The organism is Olsenella sp. KH1P3 (assembly GCF_900167315.1).
Classification (GTDB): domain Bacteria; phylum Actinomycetota; class Coriobacteriia; order Coriobacteriales; family Atopobiaceae; genus Olsenella_J; species Olsenella_J umbonata_A.
Genome location: NZ_FUWQ01000002.1, coordinates 123,903 through 141,349, shown reverse-complemented (window position 1 = coordinate 141,349; position 17,447 = coordinate 123,903). Strand labels below are relative to the sequence as shown.

10 protein-coding genes and 7 tRNA genes are annotated in these 17,447 nt (G+C 62.9%); 13 read left to right on the top strand and 4 right to left on the bottom strand.

The features are described from left to right. Window positions 1–116: 116 nt before the first annotated feature. The 3 genes from B5D13_RS03045 (at window position 117) to B5D13_RS03035 (ending at window position 402) form a co-directional block, all read left to right on the top strand. Window positions 117–192, top strand: a tRNA-His gene (locus tag B5D13_RS03045). Window positions 193–208: 16 nt separating this feature from the next. Continuing rightward, a tRNA-Lys gene (locus B5D13_RS03040) sits at window positions 209–284 on the top strand. 42 nt (window positions 285–326) lie between these two features. Continuing rightward, window positions 327–402: transfer RNA gene (locus tag B5D13_RS03035), tRNA-Lys, on the top strand. Between the two features lie 904 nt (window positions 403–1,306). On the opposite strand, the gene B5D13_RS03030 is transcribed toward B5D13_RS03035, so the two are convergent. Next, window positions 1,307–2,926 (bottom strand): DEAD/DEAH box helicase, encoded by a 1,620-nt coding sequence (locus B5D13_RS03030; RefSeq protein WP_078686867.1) that lies wholly within the window; start codon window positions 2,924–2,926, stop codon window positions 1,307–1,309. A 374-nt stretch (window positions 2,927–3,300) separates the two neighbouring features. Here B5D13_RS03030 and B5D13_RS03025 point away from each other — a divergent pair, with 374 nt between their 5' ends. The 5 genes from B5D13_RS03025 (at window position 3,301) to ptsP (ending at window position 7,945) form a co-directional block, all read left to right on the top strand. Then, window positions 3,301–3,813, top strand: coding sequence for an NUDIX hydrolase (locus B5D13_RS03025; RefSeq protein WP_234970655.1), 513 nt, complete (start codon window positions 3,301–3,303; stop codon window positions 3,811–3,813). A 142-nt stretch (window positions 3,814–3,955) separates the two neighbouring features. Continuing rightward, window positions 3,956–4,846: an ROK family protein gene (locus B5D13_RS03020; protein WP_078686865.1), complete on the top strand. Its 891-nt coding sequence runs from the start codon at window positions 3,956–3,958 to the stop codon at window positions 4,844–4,846. A gap of 73 nt (window positions 4,847–4,919) precedes the next feature. Further along, window positions 4,920–4,996, top strand: a tRNA-Arg gene (locus tag B5D13_RS03015). 213 nt (window positions 4,997–5,209) lie between these two features. Further along, complete coding sequence (pfkB, locus tag B5D13_RS03010; protein ID WP_078686864.1) at window positions 5,210–6,136, top strand: 1-phosphofructokinase; 927 nt, start codon at window positions 5,210–5,212, stop codon at window positions 6,134–6,136. A gap of 105 nt (window positions 6,137–6,241) precedes the next feature. Continuing rightward, window positions 6,242–7,945, top strand: a complete 1,704-nt coding sequence (gene ptsP, locus B5D13_RS03005) for a phosphoenolpyruvate--protein phosphotransferase (RefSeq protein ID WP_078686863.1) — start codon at window positions 6,242–6,244, stop codon at window positions 7,943–7,945. A 120-nt stretch (window positions 7,946–8,065) separates the two neighbouring features. Here ptsP and B5D13_RS03000 read toward each other — a convergent pair whose 3' ends face one another. The 3 genes from B5D13_RS03000 to B5D13_RS02990 all read right to left on the bottom strand — a co-directional run bounded on the left by B5D13_RS03000 (window position 8,066) and on the right by B5D13_RS02990 (window position 9,371). After that, window positions 8,066–9,022 (bottom strand): diacylglycerol/lipid kinase family protein, encoded by a 957-nt coding sequence (locus B5D13_RS03000; protein WP_078686862.1) that lies wholly within the window; start codon window positions 9,020–9,022, stop codon window positions 8,066–8,068. 192 nt (window positions 9,023–9,214) lie between these two features. Further along, window positions 9,215–9,290: transfer RNA gene (locus B5D13_RS02995), tRNA-Gly, on the bottom strand. 4 nt (window positions 9,291–9,294) lie between these two features. Continuing rightward, a tRNA-Pro gene (locus B5D13_RS02990) sits at window positions 9,295–9,371 on the bottom strand. Window positions 9,372–9,585: 214 nt separating this feature from the next. Between B5D13_RS02990 and gdhA the strand changes: the two genes are divergently transcribed. The 5 genes from gdhA to tig all read left to right on the top strand — a co-directional run bounded on the left by gdhA (window position 9,586) and on the right by tig (window position 17,367). Then, a complete protein-coding gene (gdhA, locus tag B5D13_RS02985) occupies window positions 9,586–10,941 on the top strand; it encodes an NADP-specific glutamate dehydrogenase (protein ID WP_078686861.1) in 1,356 nt (451 codons plus the stop codon). 377 nt (window positions 10,942–11,318) lie between these two features. After that, on the top strand, window positions 11,319–12,572 hold the full coding sequence (gene carA, locus B5D13_RS02980) for a glutamine-hydrolyzing carbamoyl-phosphate synthase small subunit (protein WP_078686860.1): 1,254 nt from the start codon (window positions 11,319–11,321) through the stop codon (window positions 12,570–12,572). Then, window positions 12,572–15,796, top strand: coding sequence for a carbamoyl-phosphate synthase large subunit (gene carB, locus B5D13_RS02975; RefSeq protein WP_078686859.1), 3,225 nt, complete (start codon window positions 12,572–12,574; stop codon window positions 15,794–15,796). Before carA ends, carB begins: the two co-directional genes overlap by 1 nt. Window positions 15,797–15,895: 99 nt before the next feature. Beyond that, window positions 15,896–15,982, top strand: a tRNA-Leu gene (locus tag B5D13_RS02970). A 65-nt stretch (window positions 15,983–16,047) separates the two neighbouring features. Then, the gene (gene tig / locus B5D13_RS02965) at window positions 16,048–17,367 is read left to right on the top strand and encodes a trigger factor (RefSeq protein WP_078686858.1); all 1,320 of its coding nucleotides are present in this window, start codon (window positions 16,048–16,050) and stop codon (window positions 17,365–17,367) included. Window positions 17,368–17,447 lie beyond the last annotated feature (80 nt).

Below are 17,447 nucleotides of genomic sequence, written 5' to 3'. Positions count from 1 at the left end.
AAAATGGGAATGGAATGTGATGAATCGGGGGTTCGGAAAAGAATTTGAAAATCGCCCTTGCATCATCGCTCAGGTTTAGGCATGATAATCAAGCGCGTTATCGAGTGGACCAAATGGTGGGTGTAGCTCAGTTGGCAGAGCGACGGACCGTGGCTCCGTAGGTCGAGGGTTCGAGCCCCTCTACCCACCCCATTTTATAACCGTAGATGGGTCGTTAGCTCAGTTGGTAGAGCAGGGGACTCTTAATCCCAAGGTCGAGGGTTCGACCCCCTCACGACCCACCATCTTACATACCAGGGCCAGTCGCTTGCGACTGGTTTTTCTTTGGGTCGTTAGCTCAGTTGGTAGAGCAGGGGACTCTTAATCCCAAGGTCGAGGGTTCGACCCCCTCACGACCCACCATCTGGAACAGCAGGTCAGAGGTTTTGTCCTCTGACCTTTTTCTTTTAGAAGAATCGCCAATAATTGCAAAGCAATGTGACTCAGAAGCGCGGTCTGGTTTTTACGCGACTTCGGTTGAGCTTCGCGATCGGAAAGCTCTCTGTCCGTATAGCCCCTTGCGGTGCCGTCACGTTGCCAGTGCACTCAGCGGCGTTTGCGGGGCGTGCCCAGACACGTTCCGAGCATTGTTTTCCTGGCATGTTCATGTACTCCTCGCGTGTCCCCTACCATTGCTCGGAGTGGTAGAACGACACTGCGAATTCCCTTGCCATAGCGCAATGCCACGCAAAACCGTAGATTCTTAGAGTGCTTTCGCATGATATTGCCCTCGCGCTCTAAACGTGACTTCACCACACTACGGCCATAGGGAGTAATCGCCCTGTCTACATGATCATATAGGGCATGGGGCTCTCGCCGCCGTGCGGCGCGCAAGCTCGCGTGCAGGGTGGACGGGGATGACGGAAATGCAATGGACCTCATCCTCTGCACCGTGCGGTACGTCCTCGCCGACGCGCGCCATTGGGGGGCGAGAACGCGTTGGAGCGCTACCAGCGTTCGGGGGGGCGTGTGGGAACGACGCCGAACTATTGGCGGCCCGCCGCGAGAGGCTTCAGAACGAGTGGGCGATGTACCCCCCCCTAACGCTTGCCAACTACGGCCTGTATACGACGGTCGTTGAGTAGGGGGCGGAAGAGGTAATTCCGCTCATGTTACTCTGGGGCGTTCCTCCAGTGGTGAATAGGCAAACAGGCCCTGGGTGTTCGAAAGGGACGGTTGATTTCTACGTGTGGGCCTCGTGCTCGAGATGCAGGGGGCACCCTCTCGGATGCCCCCTGACGCTTGCCATGTCTGGCTTATGCCGGTGTTACCGTCTTCCGCCGCGGTCGCCGGGATGACGCTTCAGGCGCTTCGGCTTTGCCGTCGGCTTGCCAGCGGGACCGAACTTCTGCACCGCGCGGCCAGAAGGCTCGTTCGCCCGCGAAGGCCCTCTCTTTTCGCCGCCTGACTTGCGCCTGGGCTTCTGTGTTCTGTCGGCCAGGCGCTTTCCACCGCGCTCGCGCTTCCTATTGCCGCGCTCGGAGCTCCTCTTCTGGGTACCGCTTTGGGGCTTGGCGTTGCCTTGGGACTTGGTGTCGTCCTGGAGTGCGACTTTGCCTTCCTGGGCCTTGCGCCTGGCCTCGCGGGCCTCGGCCATCTTCTTTCGGGCCTTCTTCCCGGGAAGCTTCTCCAGGGGGTCACGGTGTGGGTCGATCTTGGGAAGGTCTTCTCCCTGGTCGAGACCGTCCGTCTTCTGGTACAGGGGGACGATGGACTTCATCAGCTGCTCGGCATCGCGAAGGTCGAGGTAGTCGTCCTCGGTGACGAAGGTTAGCGCCCAGCCGGACTCTCCCGCGCGACCGGTGCGACCGATGCGATGGATGTAGTCCTCGGCCTCGCCGGGGACGTCAAAGTTGACCACGTAGGACACCTCGGGGATGTCGATGCCGCGCGCCAGCACGTCGGTCGCCACCAGCACGTCGACGTCGCCGGACCTGAAGTTGCGTAGCGCGTTCTCGCGTTGCTTCTGCGACCTGTTGCCGTGAATGGGCGCGCAGGTGATGCCTGCCTTGCGAAGACGGCGGCAAATGCCGTCGGCACGGTGCTTGCCGCGGCAGAAGACGATCACCCTTTGCGAGCCCTCGCGCTTGAGGAGCTGGATCAGGAGGTTGTTCTTGGCCTTCGCCGAAACGGGCAGGATGAACTGGTCGATGGTGTCGGCAATGCTGCCCCTGCGGGCAATCTCCACGCAGGCGGGGTTCTTCACGAGGCCAGCCGTGCACTCCTGGGCGTCCTCGTCGAGGGTGGCCGAGAAGAGCAACGTCTGCCTTGACTGGGGGGTCTTTGCCGCAATGCGCTTGACTGCCGGCAGGAAGCCCATGTCGAGCATGCGGTCGGCCTCGTCCAGAACGAGCACCTCAACGTGCGAGAGGTTGGCCGCGCCCTGGGCGATGAGGTCCTCCAGACGGCCTGGCGTGGCGACGAGCACGTCGCAGCCGTGCCTGAGCGCGGACTTCTGCGGCTCGTAACTTACGCCGCCTACGACGGTCGTCACTTTGTGGTGCGTGTGCTTGCAGATGACCTGCGCGACGCCGTCGATCTGCTGGGCGAGCTCCCTTGTGGGGGTGACCACCAGCATGAGCGGGCCCTCTCCGCGTCCGGCGTGCGAGAGGCGGTCGAGTGTGGGCAGCAGGAAGGCGGCCGTCTTGCCTGTGCCGGTCTGCGCGGCTGCGAGGACGTCCCTGCCTGCGAGGGTGAGGGGGATGGACTGTGCCTGGACGGGGGTGGGCACAGTGTGCCCCATGTCCTTGACGGCAGCGAGCGTCTGGTCGCTCAGGCCAAGCGCGGCGAACCCCTCGGCGCCGCTCGTGGAGGCCTCGCGATCTGCGCGACCGTCATTCGCATGATGGTGCCTTGGAACCCTTCGGCTCCCTTGTGTTTCTGACATATTTGTTGTTCCAATCGTTCGGATTGCTTCAAGCGTGCTCTGGACGTGGGGTGGCCTCGGGAGTGTTTTCGCCGTCCCCTTCGGGCGAGATGTGCCCTGCGCGCCTTGCCCATGGTATGCGAGCGCGGGTCGCGCAATACGGGCGTGGCGCATCTTCCGAAATAAACGCGCATACTCGGCACAGCACGACCACGTTTGCGCGTCCGCCGAGACGTATGCTTGATATATGCGAATTGATATATACGTATTGCGCGCAATCGCGCTGCCGCGATCATTCGGAGGTGCCAACGTTGAGGCAAGATGCGGAATCGGCCGATGGGCTCTCGACCATCGAGGGGCTCCTAGGGCCTGACGCCCGGCTGGAGGAGCGGGTCTTGTCGGACCGTGCAGTCTGGAGGGGCGCGATCTTCTCGGCGCACCTTCTTGAGGTGGCCCCGCCTGGTGGTCGCCGTGCCGCGCGCGAGATCGTCCGTCACCATGGGGGAGCGGGCGTATGCGTGGTGCGCGATGGCCGTATGTGCCTGGTCAGGCAGTACCGAGTCGCACTGGGCCGAGCCACGCTCGAGATTCCCGCCGGGAAGGTCGATGGGCAAGAAGATCCTGCCGTCTGCGCCGCGCGCGAGCTGCGGGAAGAGACGGGACTGGTGGCGGACAACCTGGAGTTCCTGGCGAGGAGCGTCGGATCTCCCGGCTTTTGCGACGAGGCAACATCTATATATATTGCCCACGGCCTGAGGGAGGGCGAGCGCTGTCTGGACGAGGGCGAGTTCGCCGACGTCGTCTGGGTTCCGCTCGACGACGTGGTCGACGCCGTGGCGGCGGGGCTCATACAGGACTCCAAGACCATCGTTGCCGCGCTTGCCGCCAAAACACGCAACTTGGGCTGATTGGTCCTTGCACGTTCTTGGTTTGGGCCGAAAGTAGGCGTATTGTATGAATATGGAATCGTTCTCATATAGAATGTGCTGCAACGATGCAGTATTAGCTTAGCTTGTTTCGGCGCGTAGCGCCCCGTTGATGGGAGAGAGCATGTCCAAGCGTATTGGTGCCCTTGAGGCCGGCGGAACGAAGATGGTTCTTGCCGTTGGCGACGCAGACGGCAACATCGAAGAGCAGGTTTCCATGCCCACGGTGGCTCCCGACGAGGTGGTTCCCCAAATGGCCGCGTGGTTTGCCGAGAGGAACGTGGACGCCATCGGCATCGGCGCCTTCGGGCCCACTGCCGTCAATCCCAAGAGCCCCGACTTCGGCCGCATCCTCTTCACGCCCAAGCTGGCGTGGCAGGGCTATGACTTCCTGGGGAACGTGCGCAAGGGCTGCGACGTCCCCATGGGCTACGACACCGACGTCAACGTCGCGTGCCTCGGCGAGGCAACCTTCGGCTGCGCCCGTGGCCTCGACAGCGTAGTCTACATCACCATCGGTACGGGCATCGGCGCGGGCGTCATGATCGGCGGCGAGCTCGTTCACGGCATGCTTCACCCCGAGGCTGGGCACATCCTCCTTACCGTGTCTCCCGGCGACCCCGGCTCCTGCATCTGTCCATCTCACGACCGCTGCTTCGAGGGCCTGGCGAGCGGCCCGTCAATCGAGGCGCGCTGGGGTGCCCCCGCAAAGAAGCTCGTCGACCGACCCGAGGTCTGGGAGCTCGAGAGCGACTACATCGCGCAGGCGCTCGAGACCTATGTGGTCTGCTATTCTCCCCAGAAGATCATCCTCGGCGGCGGCGTGATGCACCAGGAGCAGCTGCTTCCGCTGGTTCGCGAGAAGTTTGCGGCGTATCTGAACAAGTACCTCAGGACCCCTGAGCTTGAGGACCTTGACAGCTACATCGTCCCGAACAGCCTCAACGAGAAGCAGGGCATCCTTGGCTGCCTCGAGCTTGGTAGGAGGGCGCTCGAGGCCCAGGCCGATCGCTGATCGCGAGCCGTGCGCTGACGGCTCGACGCGGCTTGTCTTTCGACCGTAGTTTCGTGCTACTATGGAGCGGCGCGCGCCCTTAGCTCAGCTGGATAGAGCATCGGTCTTCTAAACCGCAGGTCAGGCGTTCGAATCGCCTAGGGCGCACCATAGACTAGTCGGCCACGGCCGCCTTCGGGCGCCGTGGCCTCTTCTTAACGCTTTCGTCATGTTGTCACAAGAAGTTGACCACTATTTGATGACAAGCGTTCAAATGTTGAGAAATAATTCTAATTTGCGTGTCCGGTGTGTTGTTTCTCGCAGCAGGCTGCATGACTCTTGCGGCATAATGGAGTCTACATTGTGTGCTGGAAGGAGCTTCCGTTGATCTACACCGTCACGTTGAACCCGGCTATTGACTACGTCATGCATCCGCTCACTTTGGACATGGGCTTCACCAATCGCTCATCGAGCGAGGAGCTCTACTGCGGTGGCAATGGCATCAACATTTCAACGTTGCTCAATGAGCTCAAGGTCGTCAACGTTGCCTACGGCATTGCCGCAGGTTTCACGGGTGACTACCTTATCGAGACCCTTCAGAAGAATGGCATCTCGTCTAACTTCGTCCGCCTCGACCACGGCTTTACGCGCATCAACGTCAAGCTGAACGGCATCGTCATGACCATGGTCAACGGCATGGGCCCCAAGATCTCCGAGAAGAAGGTTGACGAGCTTCTCGAGAGGATCGACTACGTGGGCGAGGGCGACACGCTCATCCTCACTGGCTCCATCCCCAAGTCGCTCCCCGAGGATATGTACGACACCATCATGAAGCGTCTCGCGGGCCGCGGCATCAGGTTCGTCGTCGATGCGCCTGGTTCCCTTCTGCTTGAGGCGCTGCCTGCACGTCCGTTCCTCATCAAGCCCAACAACCACGAGGTTGGCCGCATCTTTGACGCCCGTCCCGAGACGCCCGAGGAGTGCATCCCCTTTGCCAAGGAGCTCCACGAGCGCGGCGCGCAGAACGTCATCGTTTCCTGCGGTGGCCACGGTGCGCTCCTCTACGACGAGAACGGCGAGGTACACACCGTTCCTACGGCAAAGATTCGCCTCGTCAACGCCACTGGCGCCGGCGACTCCATGGTCGCTGGCTTTGTCGCCAAGTGTCAGGAGGGCGCTGACTACGAGACGGCCCTCCGCTTCGCCTCTGCCTGCGGCACCGCAACTGCCGCGAGCAAGGGCATCGCAAAGCGCGCTACTATTGACCGCGTGTACGAGAACCTCAACAAGCTCATTGCCGAGCAGAAGTAGGCTCTTCTCCACCAGGCTCTTACCATGTGATCGAAACCGGACTTCGGTTCGGCTCAATAGTTCGGAAAGCACTATGCCGTTTCTGCAAATCGACAGGAGGATTCAATGTACGAAGGCGTAAACGCTTCTGACGGCTATGGCATTGGCGTTGCACAGGTCGCGGTCGCTCCCGATCTGTCCTTCACCCCCACGGCCCCGGATGATCCCGAGGCCGAGAAGGCGCGCTACAACGCGGCACTCGAGAAGTTCGTGGCCCAGACCAACGCTCAGATCGATCGCATGAAGGAGTCCGTCGGCGAGGAGGCTGCCCTCATCATGGGCGCCCACATCGAGTTTGCCGAGGACGACGGCATCAAGGACATGGTCAACGGCTCCATCGACTCCGGCATGTGCGCCGAGCAGGCCGTGAGCGAGGCCTACGACATGTACTTCAACATGTTCTCCAACATGGAGGACGAGCTCTTCCGTGAGCGTGCCGCCGACGTCGCCGACGTCAAGACTGGCCTTCTTGCCGACCTCCTGGGCAAAGAGGTCGTCGACCTCTCCACGCTCCCCGAGAACTCGATTGTCGTCGTGGAGGAGCTCACGCCCTCGATGACCGCCGACATCGACAAGAAGAACGTCGCGGGCATCATTACCGAGACCGGTGGCCGCACCTCTCACTCCGCGATCATCGCCCGCGCCCTCGAGATCCCCGCCGTCCTCTCCGTCGCCGACGCGACCAAGAACATCAAGACCGGCGACATGGTCATCATCGACGGCGGCGCTGGCAAGGTCCTCGTCTCTCCCTCCGACCATGACCTCGAGCACTATCGCGCCAAGGCGAAGAACTTCGCCGACGAGAAGGCTGCCCTCGAGACCTACCGCGGCAAGGAGACCGTGACGGGCGACGGCGACAAGGTCCTTCTCGTCGCCAACATCGGCAACCCTGAGGACGCCAACGTTGCGGCAGAGCACGATGCCGAGGGCGTCGGCCTGTTCCGCTCCGAGTTCCTCTTCATGGATGCCTCCGAGCTTCCCAGCGAGGACGAGCAGTTCGCGGCCTACCAGAAGGTCGCCCTTCGCCTGAAGGACCAACCTGTCATCATCCGCACGCTCGATGTGGGCGGCGACAAGGAGATTCCGTACCTCAACCTGCAGAAGGAAGAGAACCCGTTCATGGGCTTCCGCGCAGTTCGCTACTGCCTCAACAACCCCGAGCAGTACAAGGTCCAGCTGACCGCGCTCCTGCGCGCTTCCGCCTTCGGCGACATCAAGATCATGCTGCCGCTCGTGACTTCTCTTGACGAGGTCCGCCAGGCCAAGGCCCTCATCGAGGAGTGCAAGGCCGAGCTCGACGCCCGTGGCGTTGCGTACAACAAGAACATAGAGGTCGGCACTATGATCGAGACCCCTGCGGCCTCCCTGATCGCTGACGACCTTGCCGCCGAGTGCGACTTCTTCTCGATTGGCACCAACGACCTCATCGGCTACACCATGTGCGCCGACCGCGGCAACGATCGCGTGTCCTACCTCTACGAGGTGTACCAGCCTGCGGTCCTTCGCTCCCTCAAGCGCGTCATCTCCGAGGGCAACAAGGCTGGCATCATGGTTGGCATGTGCGGCGAGGCTGCGGCAGATCCCCTGCTCATCCCCGTGCTGCTCTCCTTCGGCCTGAGCGAGTTCTCCGTTTCCGCCCCCTCGATCCTGCGCACCCGTCGCATCATCTCCGAGTGGACCAAGGCGGAGGCAGACGCCCTCACCGAGAAGATCCTCAAGCTCAAGACAGCCTCTGAGGTCAAGGCTGCGCTCCAGGCTGCCGCAAAGTAGTCGCATCAGGAACCACGCTGACTACATAGCTAAAACGAAGCGGCCTCCGCAAGGGGGCCGCCTTTTTGTCTCTGCTGGTTGTGTGACGCGGCGGCTGCTGGGCGCGCCCGTGGAGAAGTGCTAGAGGCGGCCGGGCCAGATCAGCCTGAGCTCGGCGGGCATCACGTCAATCGCAAAGTGGCTGCCCGTGAGTCCCTCGCCGTCGACCTGGCAGGGAGGAACTTCTCCCTCGAAGCGAACGTCGATGCTCCTGGCCTTGAGCGTGCGAACGACCCTCGATTCGACGTGTCGGCCGCTGCGTGCCTTTGCGAACAGCGCCAGCGCGTGCGCCACGTGGGGGACGCGCGTGTTGAGACATACGTCCAGAAGGCCGTCGTTTACGATGGCGTCAGGGGCGATTTTGAAGCCGCCGCCGTAGGTGGGGCCGTTCTGCACCGCAAAGATGATCTCCCGGCCCGATATCGGCTCGCCGCCGTCGAAGGATGCGGCGTAGGGCCAACCTTTTTGCGCATGCGAGAAGAGCTTGACCCCCGAGGTTGCAAAGAGGCTCGCGCCCTCCTGGCGGGAGTCGCCCGCGCGCCTGGCGGTGGTGTCGAGCGCGATTGCGGCGTCGACTCCAAACGAGAGGGTCTCGACGAAGTAGGTCAGCTCTCCGGTGTCCCTGACGTTCACGCGCCCGATGTCACACGGACGTGTCTCTCCTGACATGATCTGGGAGAGTGCCGTCTGTGGCTCGTTGAGGACCATGCCAAGCGAGCGGGCGAAGTCGTTGCCGGACCCCATGGGGATGATGCCCAGGGCGGGGCGCAGCTCCCTGTCGAGCCGCATGAGGCCGCAGACCGTCTCGTGGATTATCCCGTCCCCGCCCAGTACGATGAGCGAGTCGTAGCCCCTGGCCTGCGTCGCCCTGATGGTGGCGTCTCCCGAGCTTCTGGTTCTGCACACCTCGAAGCTGTCGGTCGCGGAGTCATATGCCGAAAGGAAGCGCTCCACAAAGCGCGTCGCGCCCGCCCCACGCCCGCTGCGCGAGGCCGGGTTGGCGATAATGAGGGTCTTTCCCAGGGTGGGGGAGGTCATTGGTTCTCCTGTCGTCTGTTGCGTGCGTTCATTTTACGGCTGCCGCGCCGGAGCGCACGCAACGCGCCGCGCTTGATGAATAAAGCGCACGGGACGTCCCTATCGACGCCCTCGGCTGGCGAGTCGTTTGACGCGTGACGAAATTCGATAAGAAAAAAGGCCAGGTCACTGGGACCTGGCCTTGAGGATCCATGGAGCGGCGGACGGGACTCGAACCCGCAACAGGCAGCTTGGAAGGCTGCTGCTCTACCAATTGAACTACCGCCGCATTATGGTCGGGGTGACTGGATTCGAACCAGCGACCCTCTGCTCCCAAAGCAGATGCGCTACCAAGCTGCGCCACACCCCGGAGCCGCTCTAGAAGTATAGGCGAGTGCATCGCTTTGGGCAACGTTGCTTTCAACTTTTCTTTCCACGTCGGGGCGAACGGCAGCTCGCGTTTACTCTTTGTTACGGTGAGCTGGGACGATATGCCTCTGAAATCCTTCGAACGTATTCTTTATACGAATTCGTAATCGAGTTCGAGTTGTGTTCTGGTAATGCATTGCGAGAGGAGATTGCGTATGAACTATTCCGAAAGGGTCATCGCTGACCTGAAGGAGCGCTATTCCAGCGAGCCTGAGTTCATCCAGGCCGCGGAAGAGGTTCTCAGCACGCTTCAGCCCGCGCTCGACGCGCACCCCGAGTTCGAGGAGAACGGCCTTCTCGAGCGCCTCGTCGAACCTGAGCGCGTCATCATGTTCCGCGTCCCCTGGGTTGATGACAGCGGCAAGGTACAGGTCAACCGTGCCTTCCGCGTCGAGTACAACTCCGCAATCGGCCCCTACAAGGGCGGCCTCCGCTTCAATCCCACCGTTAACCTGGGCATGCTGAAGTTCCTGGGCTTTGAGCAGATCTTTAAGAACTCCCTCACCACGCTCCCGATGGGTGGCGGCAAGGGTGGCTCCGACTTCGACCCCAAGGGCAAGTCGAACATGGAGGTCATGCGCTTCTGCCAGTCCTTCATGACCGAGCTCCAGCGTCACATTGGACCTGACACCGACGTCCCCGCAGGTGACCTTGGCGTCGGCGGCCGTGAGATCGGCTACATGTTCGGCCAGTACAAGCGCCTGCGCAACGAGTGGTCTGGCGTCCTGACCGGCAAGGGCCTCACCTATGGCGGTTCGCTCGCCCGCACCGAGGCGACCGGCTATGGCCTGGTCTACTTCGTCCAGAACCTGCTTGAGGACCACGGTGACTCCTTCGAGGGCAAGACCGTCGTCGTCCACGGATCCGGCAACGTCGCAATCTACGCCGTTCAGAAGGCCGAGCAGCTCGGCGCGAAGGTTGTGGCCTGCTCCGACACCAAGGGTTGGGTCTACGATTCCGAGGGCCTCTCCGTCGAGGCGCTTGAGGCCATCTACGCCGAAAAGCGCTCTGGTCACGACAAGGGCGTCAGCCTTGCCAAGTACGTCGATTACCGTCCCGATGCCGAGTATCACGCCGAGGACGGCCGTGGCGTCTGGCAGATTCCCTGCGACATCGCCCTGCCCTGCGCCCGCGAGAACACGCTGCTGCTCGAGGACGCGAAGGCGCTTGTCGCCAACGGCTGCAAGGTCGTCGGCGAGGGCGCGAACATGCCCACGACGACCGAGGCGACCGAGTACCTTATCGACAATGGCGTGGCATTCTGCCCCGGAAAGGCCGCCAATGCGGGCGGCGTCGCGGTGTCCGGTCTCGAGATGAGCCAGAACGCAGGCCACATCTCTTGGACCTTCGAGGAGGTCGACGACCGTCTGAAGGGCATCATGGCATCCATCTACAACGCGGCCGCGAGCGCCGCGAAGGAGTACGGCCACGAGGGCAACCTCGTCTTCGGTGCGAACATCGCGGGCTTCCTCAAGGTTGCCGACGCGATGATGGCCCAGGGCGTCTGCTAGCCTCAGCTCTCCAGTTCATCTCCACTTGCCGGATGCCCCTCTCGGACATCCGGTTTTTCTTTTGCGTCCCTGCCTGGGGTGGGAGGTCTTGCCCGGTCCGTCCTCGACGACCTCTGTTTCATATATGCGCTCTGAGCTTGCTTTCATACGACCAGTGGCCTATTTTCTGGATATTCGCAGCTAGACCTTGTATATATGTCAATCTTATAACGACTGTGTTGATTTGCGTAGAAATGAATTCGATTCATTCTAGAATTCATTTCAACCTTTAAGGACGGTACAGAGATACCGATAAGGCGCCCAAAATGAAGTGCTGAGTTTCTCGAGAGCCCCCTTATGGGACTCTCTTTTTTTAGCACGGGCAGAAGGAGGAATGAATGAATCTACTCGCACAACGCCACAGGCACGCGCGCGCGCTTCTGGCCCTCGAGGACGGGTCGACGTTCTCGGGCTGGTGCGCCGGCGCGGAGGGCGAGACCTTCGGAGAGATCGTCTTCAACACGTCCATGGCAGGCTATCAGGAGATCGTCTCCGACCCCAGCTACGCCGGGCAGATCGTTACGCTCACCTATCCTCAGGTGGGAAACTACGGCGTCTGCAGGGAGGTCATGCAGTCCGGCGGCCTCTTCCTGCGCGGTCTCGTCGTCCATGACATGTGCCATGAGCCCAGCAACTGGACGAGCGAGGGCAGCCTGCCCGAGCTCCTGAAGCAGAATGGCGTCGTGGCCATCGAGGGCATCGACACCCGCGCCCTCACGCTCAAGATTCGCTCCGCCGGCGCGATGCGCGCCGCCATCTCGACGGTCGACCTCGACCCCGAGAGCCTGGTGTCCCGCGTAGCCACGTCGCTGCCCATCTCGGCCCACAACTTCGTCCCCGACGTATCGACCAGGCAGAGCTACACGGTTCCCGCAAAGGGCGAGAAGCGCTTCCACGTCGTGGCGCTCGACTGCGGCGAGAAGCGCGGCATCGAGCAGGGCCTCGCGTCTGTCGGCTGCGAGGTTACGGTCATGCCTTGGGACACGCCTGCCGCCCGCGTTCTTTCCGAGAGCCCGGATGGCGTGTTCTTCTCCAACGGCCCCGGCGACCCCGAGCAGGTGACCCAGACCGCCGCCTGCGCGCGCGAGGTGCTCGGCAAGGTTCCGGTCTTCGGCATCTGCCTGGGCAACCAGCTCATGTCCATCGCCGCAGGCGCCCAGATCCAGAAGCTTCCGTTCGGCCACCACGGCGGCAACGAGCCCGTCATGAACCTTCTGACCGGCAAGGTGGAGATCACGGCCCAGAACCACAACTACGGCCTCGTGTTCGAGAGCCTCGGCAGGCTCGTTCCCGAGCTCTCTGGTGGCGAGACGGAGCACCACGCCGATCTTCGCTTCTGGAGCGAGAAGCGCATTGCCCCCGTGGTCGAGTCCGAGCGCTTCGGTCGCGTACGTCTCACGCACGTCAACCTCAACGACGGCACCCCCGAGGGCATCCAGTTCCTCGATATCCCCGCGTTCTCGGTCCAGTACCATCCCGAGGCGAACCCCGGGCCGCATGACTCGGCCTACCTCTTCGAGGCGTTCGCGCGCCTCATGAAGGGCCGCGAGGACTATCTTGCAATCGACGTTCGCGAGGGGAGGCGCTTCTAATGCCGAAGCGTGAGGACATCAAGAAAATCCTGGTCATCGGCTCTGGTCCCATCGTCATCGGCCAGGCCTGCGAGTTCGACTACTCCGGCACGCAGGCGTGCCGCGCGCTCAGGGGGGAGGGCTTCGAGGTCGTCCTCGTCAACTCCAACCCCGCGACCATCATGACGGACCCCGAGACCGCGGACCGCACGTACGTCGAGCCCATCACCGTCGACTCCGTCACGCGCGTCATCGAGCGCGAGCGCCCCGACGCGCTGCTCCCGAATATGGGAGGCCAGACGGCCCTCAACTGCGCCATCGCCTTGGGCGAGGCGGGCGTCCTCGACAAGTATGGCGTCGAGGTCATCGGCTGCGACCTCGACTCGATCAAGGTGGGGGAGGACCGCGAGCTGTTCGCTGCCGCCATGAAGGACATCAACCTCGACGTGGCTCGCGCCGACATCGCCCACACGCTCGACGACGCCAAGCGCATCGTCGGCGAGCTTGGCTATCCCGTCGTCATCAGGCCGAGCTTCACGCTGGGAGGCGCCGGCGGCGGCATCGCCCACGATGAGCAGGAGCTCTTCCACATCGTCTCGCAGGGCCTTCAGCTCTCTCCCGAGCACGAGGTGCTGGTGGAGGAGTCCATCGAGGGCTGGAAGGAAATCGAGATGGAGGTCATGCGCGACTCTGCCGGCAACGGCATCGTTATCTGCTCCATCGAGAACCTCGACCCCATGGGCGTCCACACGGGCGACTCGATCACCGTTGCTCCCGCGCAGACCCTGACCGACGTCGAGCTCCAGAGGCTGCGCGACTACTCCATCGCCTGCCTCGAGCGCGTCGGCGTTGCGACCGGCGGCTCCAACGTCCAGTTCGCGGTCAACCCCAACAACGGCCGCATCATCGTCATCGAGATGAACCCGCGCGTGAGCCGCTCCTCCGCCCTAGCCTCCAAGGCCACGGGATTCCCCATCGCCAAGGCGGCGGCGCTTCTCGCCGTCGGCTACACGCTCGACGAGATCACCAACGACATCACGCGCGTGACGCCCGCCTGCTTCGAGCCCTCGATCGACTACTGCGTCGTCAAGATCCCTCGCTTCGCCTTCGAGAAGTTCAAGGGTTCCGAGGACACGCTCACCACGCGCATGAAGGCCGTCGGTGAGGTCATGGCCATCGGCCACTGCTTCGAGGAGTCCCTCCAGAAGGCGATGCGCTCCCTCGAGCAGGGGCATGCCGGCCTTGGCTCCGACGGCAACGACGAGTACGACGAAGAGAACTTCGACGACCTCGTCAGCAGGCCCACCCCCAAGCGCATCCTATACGTCGCCGAGGCGCTGCGCCGCGGCTGGGGCGTCGAGCGCGTCCACGAGGCAACTCGCATCGACCGCTGGTTCCTCGAGCGCATCGCCGACATCGTCTACGCCGAGAACAACCTGCGCGAGGGCGGCGTGAGCGGCCTGAGCGCCGAGCGCCTGCTCGCCGCCAAGCAGATGGGCTTCTCGGACGTCCAGATCGCCCACCTCACCGGCTCCAGCGAGGAGGTCATCCGAGCGCTGAGGGGCGTCCTCGGGGTCATGCCGGTCGTGAAGACGGTCGACACCTGCGCCGGCGAGTTCGCCGCGGAGACCGACTACCACTATCTGACCTACGAGAAGGGCGGCGCCACGGAGCACCGCGAGGCCTCCAAGCCGCGTGCCATGATCCTCTCGGCCGGCCCCAACCGCATCGGCCAGGGCATCGAGTTCGACTACTGCTGCGTCCACGCTGCCTACGCCCTCGAGGCCAAGGGCTACGAGACCGTCATGGTCAACTGCAACCCCGAGACGGTCTCCACTGACTACGACACCTCGGACCGACTCTACTTCGAGCCGCTCACCTTCGAGGATGTCATGAACATCGTCGAGATCGAGAAGCCCGCCGGCGTCATCGTCACGCTGGGCGGTCAGACGCCCATCAACCTCGCGAAGAGGCTCAAGGCCGCCGGCGTGCCTATCATGGGCACCCAGCCCGAGGCCATCGACCTCGCCGAGGACCGCGAGCGCTTCTCGAGCCTGCTCGACCGCCTCGAGATTGGCTATCCGCCCAGCTCGACTGCCGAGACCATCGAGGACGCACGCAAGGTCGCCCGCGTCATCGGCTACCCGCTGCTCGTCCGCCCCAGCTACGTTCTGGGCGGCCGCGGAATGGCCATCGTCTACAACGACGCCGACCTCAAGACCTACATGGCCGAGGCAACCCAGGTCTCGCCTGACCACCCCGTCTACCTCGACGCCTTCCTGGAGGACGCCATCGAGCTCGACGTCGACGCGCTCTGCGACAACGATGACGTCTACGTGGGCTCGGTGCTCGAGCACATCGAGGAGTGCGGCATCCATTCGGGCGACTCCGCCTGCTGCTTCCCACCCTTCTCGCTCTCGGACTCCATCGTCGCCAACATCCGCGACATCACGCGCAGGCTGGCGCTCGCGGTCGGCATCAAGGGCCTTCTCAACGTCCAGTACGCGGTGAAGGACGAGCAGGTGTACGTCATCGAGCTCAACCCGCGTGCCAGCCGAACCGTGCCCTTCTCGTCCAAGGCCACTGGCGTTCCCCTGGCGCGCATGGCCGTGCGCATCATGGAGGGCGAGAAGATCTGCGACCTCCGCGCTTCGGGCGAGCTTCCCGACGAGACGCGCGAGATTGGCTACTACGCGGTCAAGGAGGCCGTCATGCCCTGGTCTCGCTTCCCGGGCGCCGACTCGGTCCTCGGACCCGAGATGAAGTCGACCGGCGAGGTCATGGGAATCGCGAAAACCTTCCCCGAGGCCTACGCCAAGACCCGCGAGGCAATCGACTACGAGATGCCGGGGGAGGGCGCCGTCTTCGTCTCCGTCTGTGACCGCGACAAGCGCGCCATTGCGCCCGTCGCCCTGGCCATCAGTGGCATGGGCTATGACATCGTCGCGACCGCGGGGACGGCCAAGACGCTCGCCGCCGCGGGCATCCCCGCGCGCGTCGTCAAGCGCGTGAGCGAGGGACACCCCAACGTCGTCGATCTCATGGCCTCCGGAGACGTGTCCTTCGTCATCAATACGCCCCACGGCCACGAGTCGCGCGGCGACGGCGCCAAGGTGAGGAGCGAGGCGGTCAACCGCGGTATCTGCTGCGTGACGGCCCTCTCGGCGACCACCGCCCTTGTGCAGGCGCTCGCCGCCTCCAGGGATGCCCGAATCAGCGCCTACGCGCTGCAGGACCTCGGCTAGAGGAGGTGGCTACCGTTTGCGCATAGCACGTGGAAAGATTTGCGTGATGAGGACCATTAACGCGAACCTTTGCTATCATCCATAGGCTGTGTGTGAACTGCGGGCGTGGCGGAATTGGTAGACGCGCTGGATTTAGGTTCCAGTGGGAGAAATCCCGTGAAGGTTCAAATCCTTTCGCCCGCACCACTGACACTCGCTTAGGTACTGGCCAGGGGCGCCTTTGTCGCTGGCATGAGAACACTGGAGGAACGTTGAACATCACCGTCACCGCCGAGAGGCCCGAGAGCGACAAGGTCGTCGCCACTATCACCGTCCCCGCTGCCGAGGTCGACAAGGCCATCGCCAACACCTACAAGGAGGTTGCCGCCAAGTACAACTTCCAGGGCTTCCGCAAGGGCCACGCACCCCGTCCCGTCATCGACGGCATCGTCGGTCGTGACGCGATCCTGGCCCAGGCAACAGAGGACATCGTGAACGACGCCCAGCCGGCCGCCTTCGAGCAGCTCGACATCGTTCCCGTCGACCGCCCCAGCTACGGCGAGGATGCCGTCGTCGCGGTCGAGCACGAGGACCTCGTCCTGGTTGCCACCATCAACGTTCCGCCCACCTGCGAGCTTGACTCCTACGACGCTCCCGCGATCAACATGCCTCCCCAGAACGCCACCGAGGCAGAGATCGACCAGCAGATCGAGCAGCTCCTGAGCTACCACGTCAGCTTCGAGGACGAGACCGAGGAGCGTGCCGTCGTCGAGGGCGACGTCGTCGTCCTCGACGTCGAGAACAAGGAGGGCGCCCCCGAGCTCGCCGGCACCGACCGCCAGTTCGGCCTCGGCAACGCCTACCTGCCCTCCGAGTTCGTCGCCGGCGTCGTCGGCATGAACAAGGGCGAGCAGAAGGACATCAGCTGGACCCAGACCCATGGCGACCACGAGCACAGCTTCGCCGTCTCCGTCACCCTCAAGGGCCTTAAGAAGACCGTCACCCCCGAGCTCGACGACGAGTTCGCCAAGAAGTCCTTCGGCTTCGACACCGTCGCCGAGCTTCGTGACGCCGTCAAGGAGGAGATCGAGAACGACAAGAAGACGAGCCTGCCTGCCCTCAAGGAGGATCGCGTCGTCGAGGAGATTGGCAAGCACCTCACCCTTGATGAGGTTCCCGAGGCCTACCAGAACCAGGTCTTCTCTGAGCTCGCCAACGAGTTCCTTGGCTCCCTCGGCCGTCAGGGCATGAACCTCGACATGTACCTCGCTGCCCGCCAGATCAAGAGCGAGGACTTCCTGAACGACCTTCACGAGCAGGCTGCCGAGCGTGCCCGCCAGTCCCTTGCCCTCGACGCGCTTGCCGCCAAGCTTGGCTTTGAGGCGACCGAGGACGACGTCAAGGCCGAGTTCGAGCGCGCCAACGTCGAGGATGTCGAGAAGAGCATGAAGGAGTTCACCGAGAGCGGCCAGATGCCCGCCATCCGTGAGTCCATCCGCCGCACCAAGGCCGTGAACTGGCTCGTCGAGAACGCCTCCGTCACCGAAGTCGACGAGATCGCAGAGGCTCGTGCGAAGAAGGATTCTGAGTAACCCGTTTAGTCTCAGGACTAGCACGTGCGCTCCGGGGGTACCTTCAACCTCGGAGCGCATTTTTATCGTAAGGAGACTCG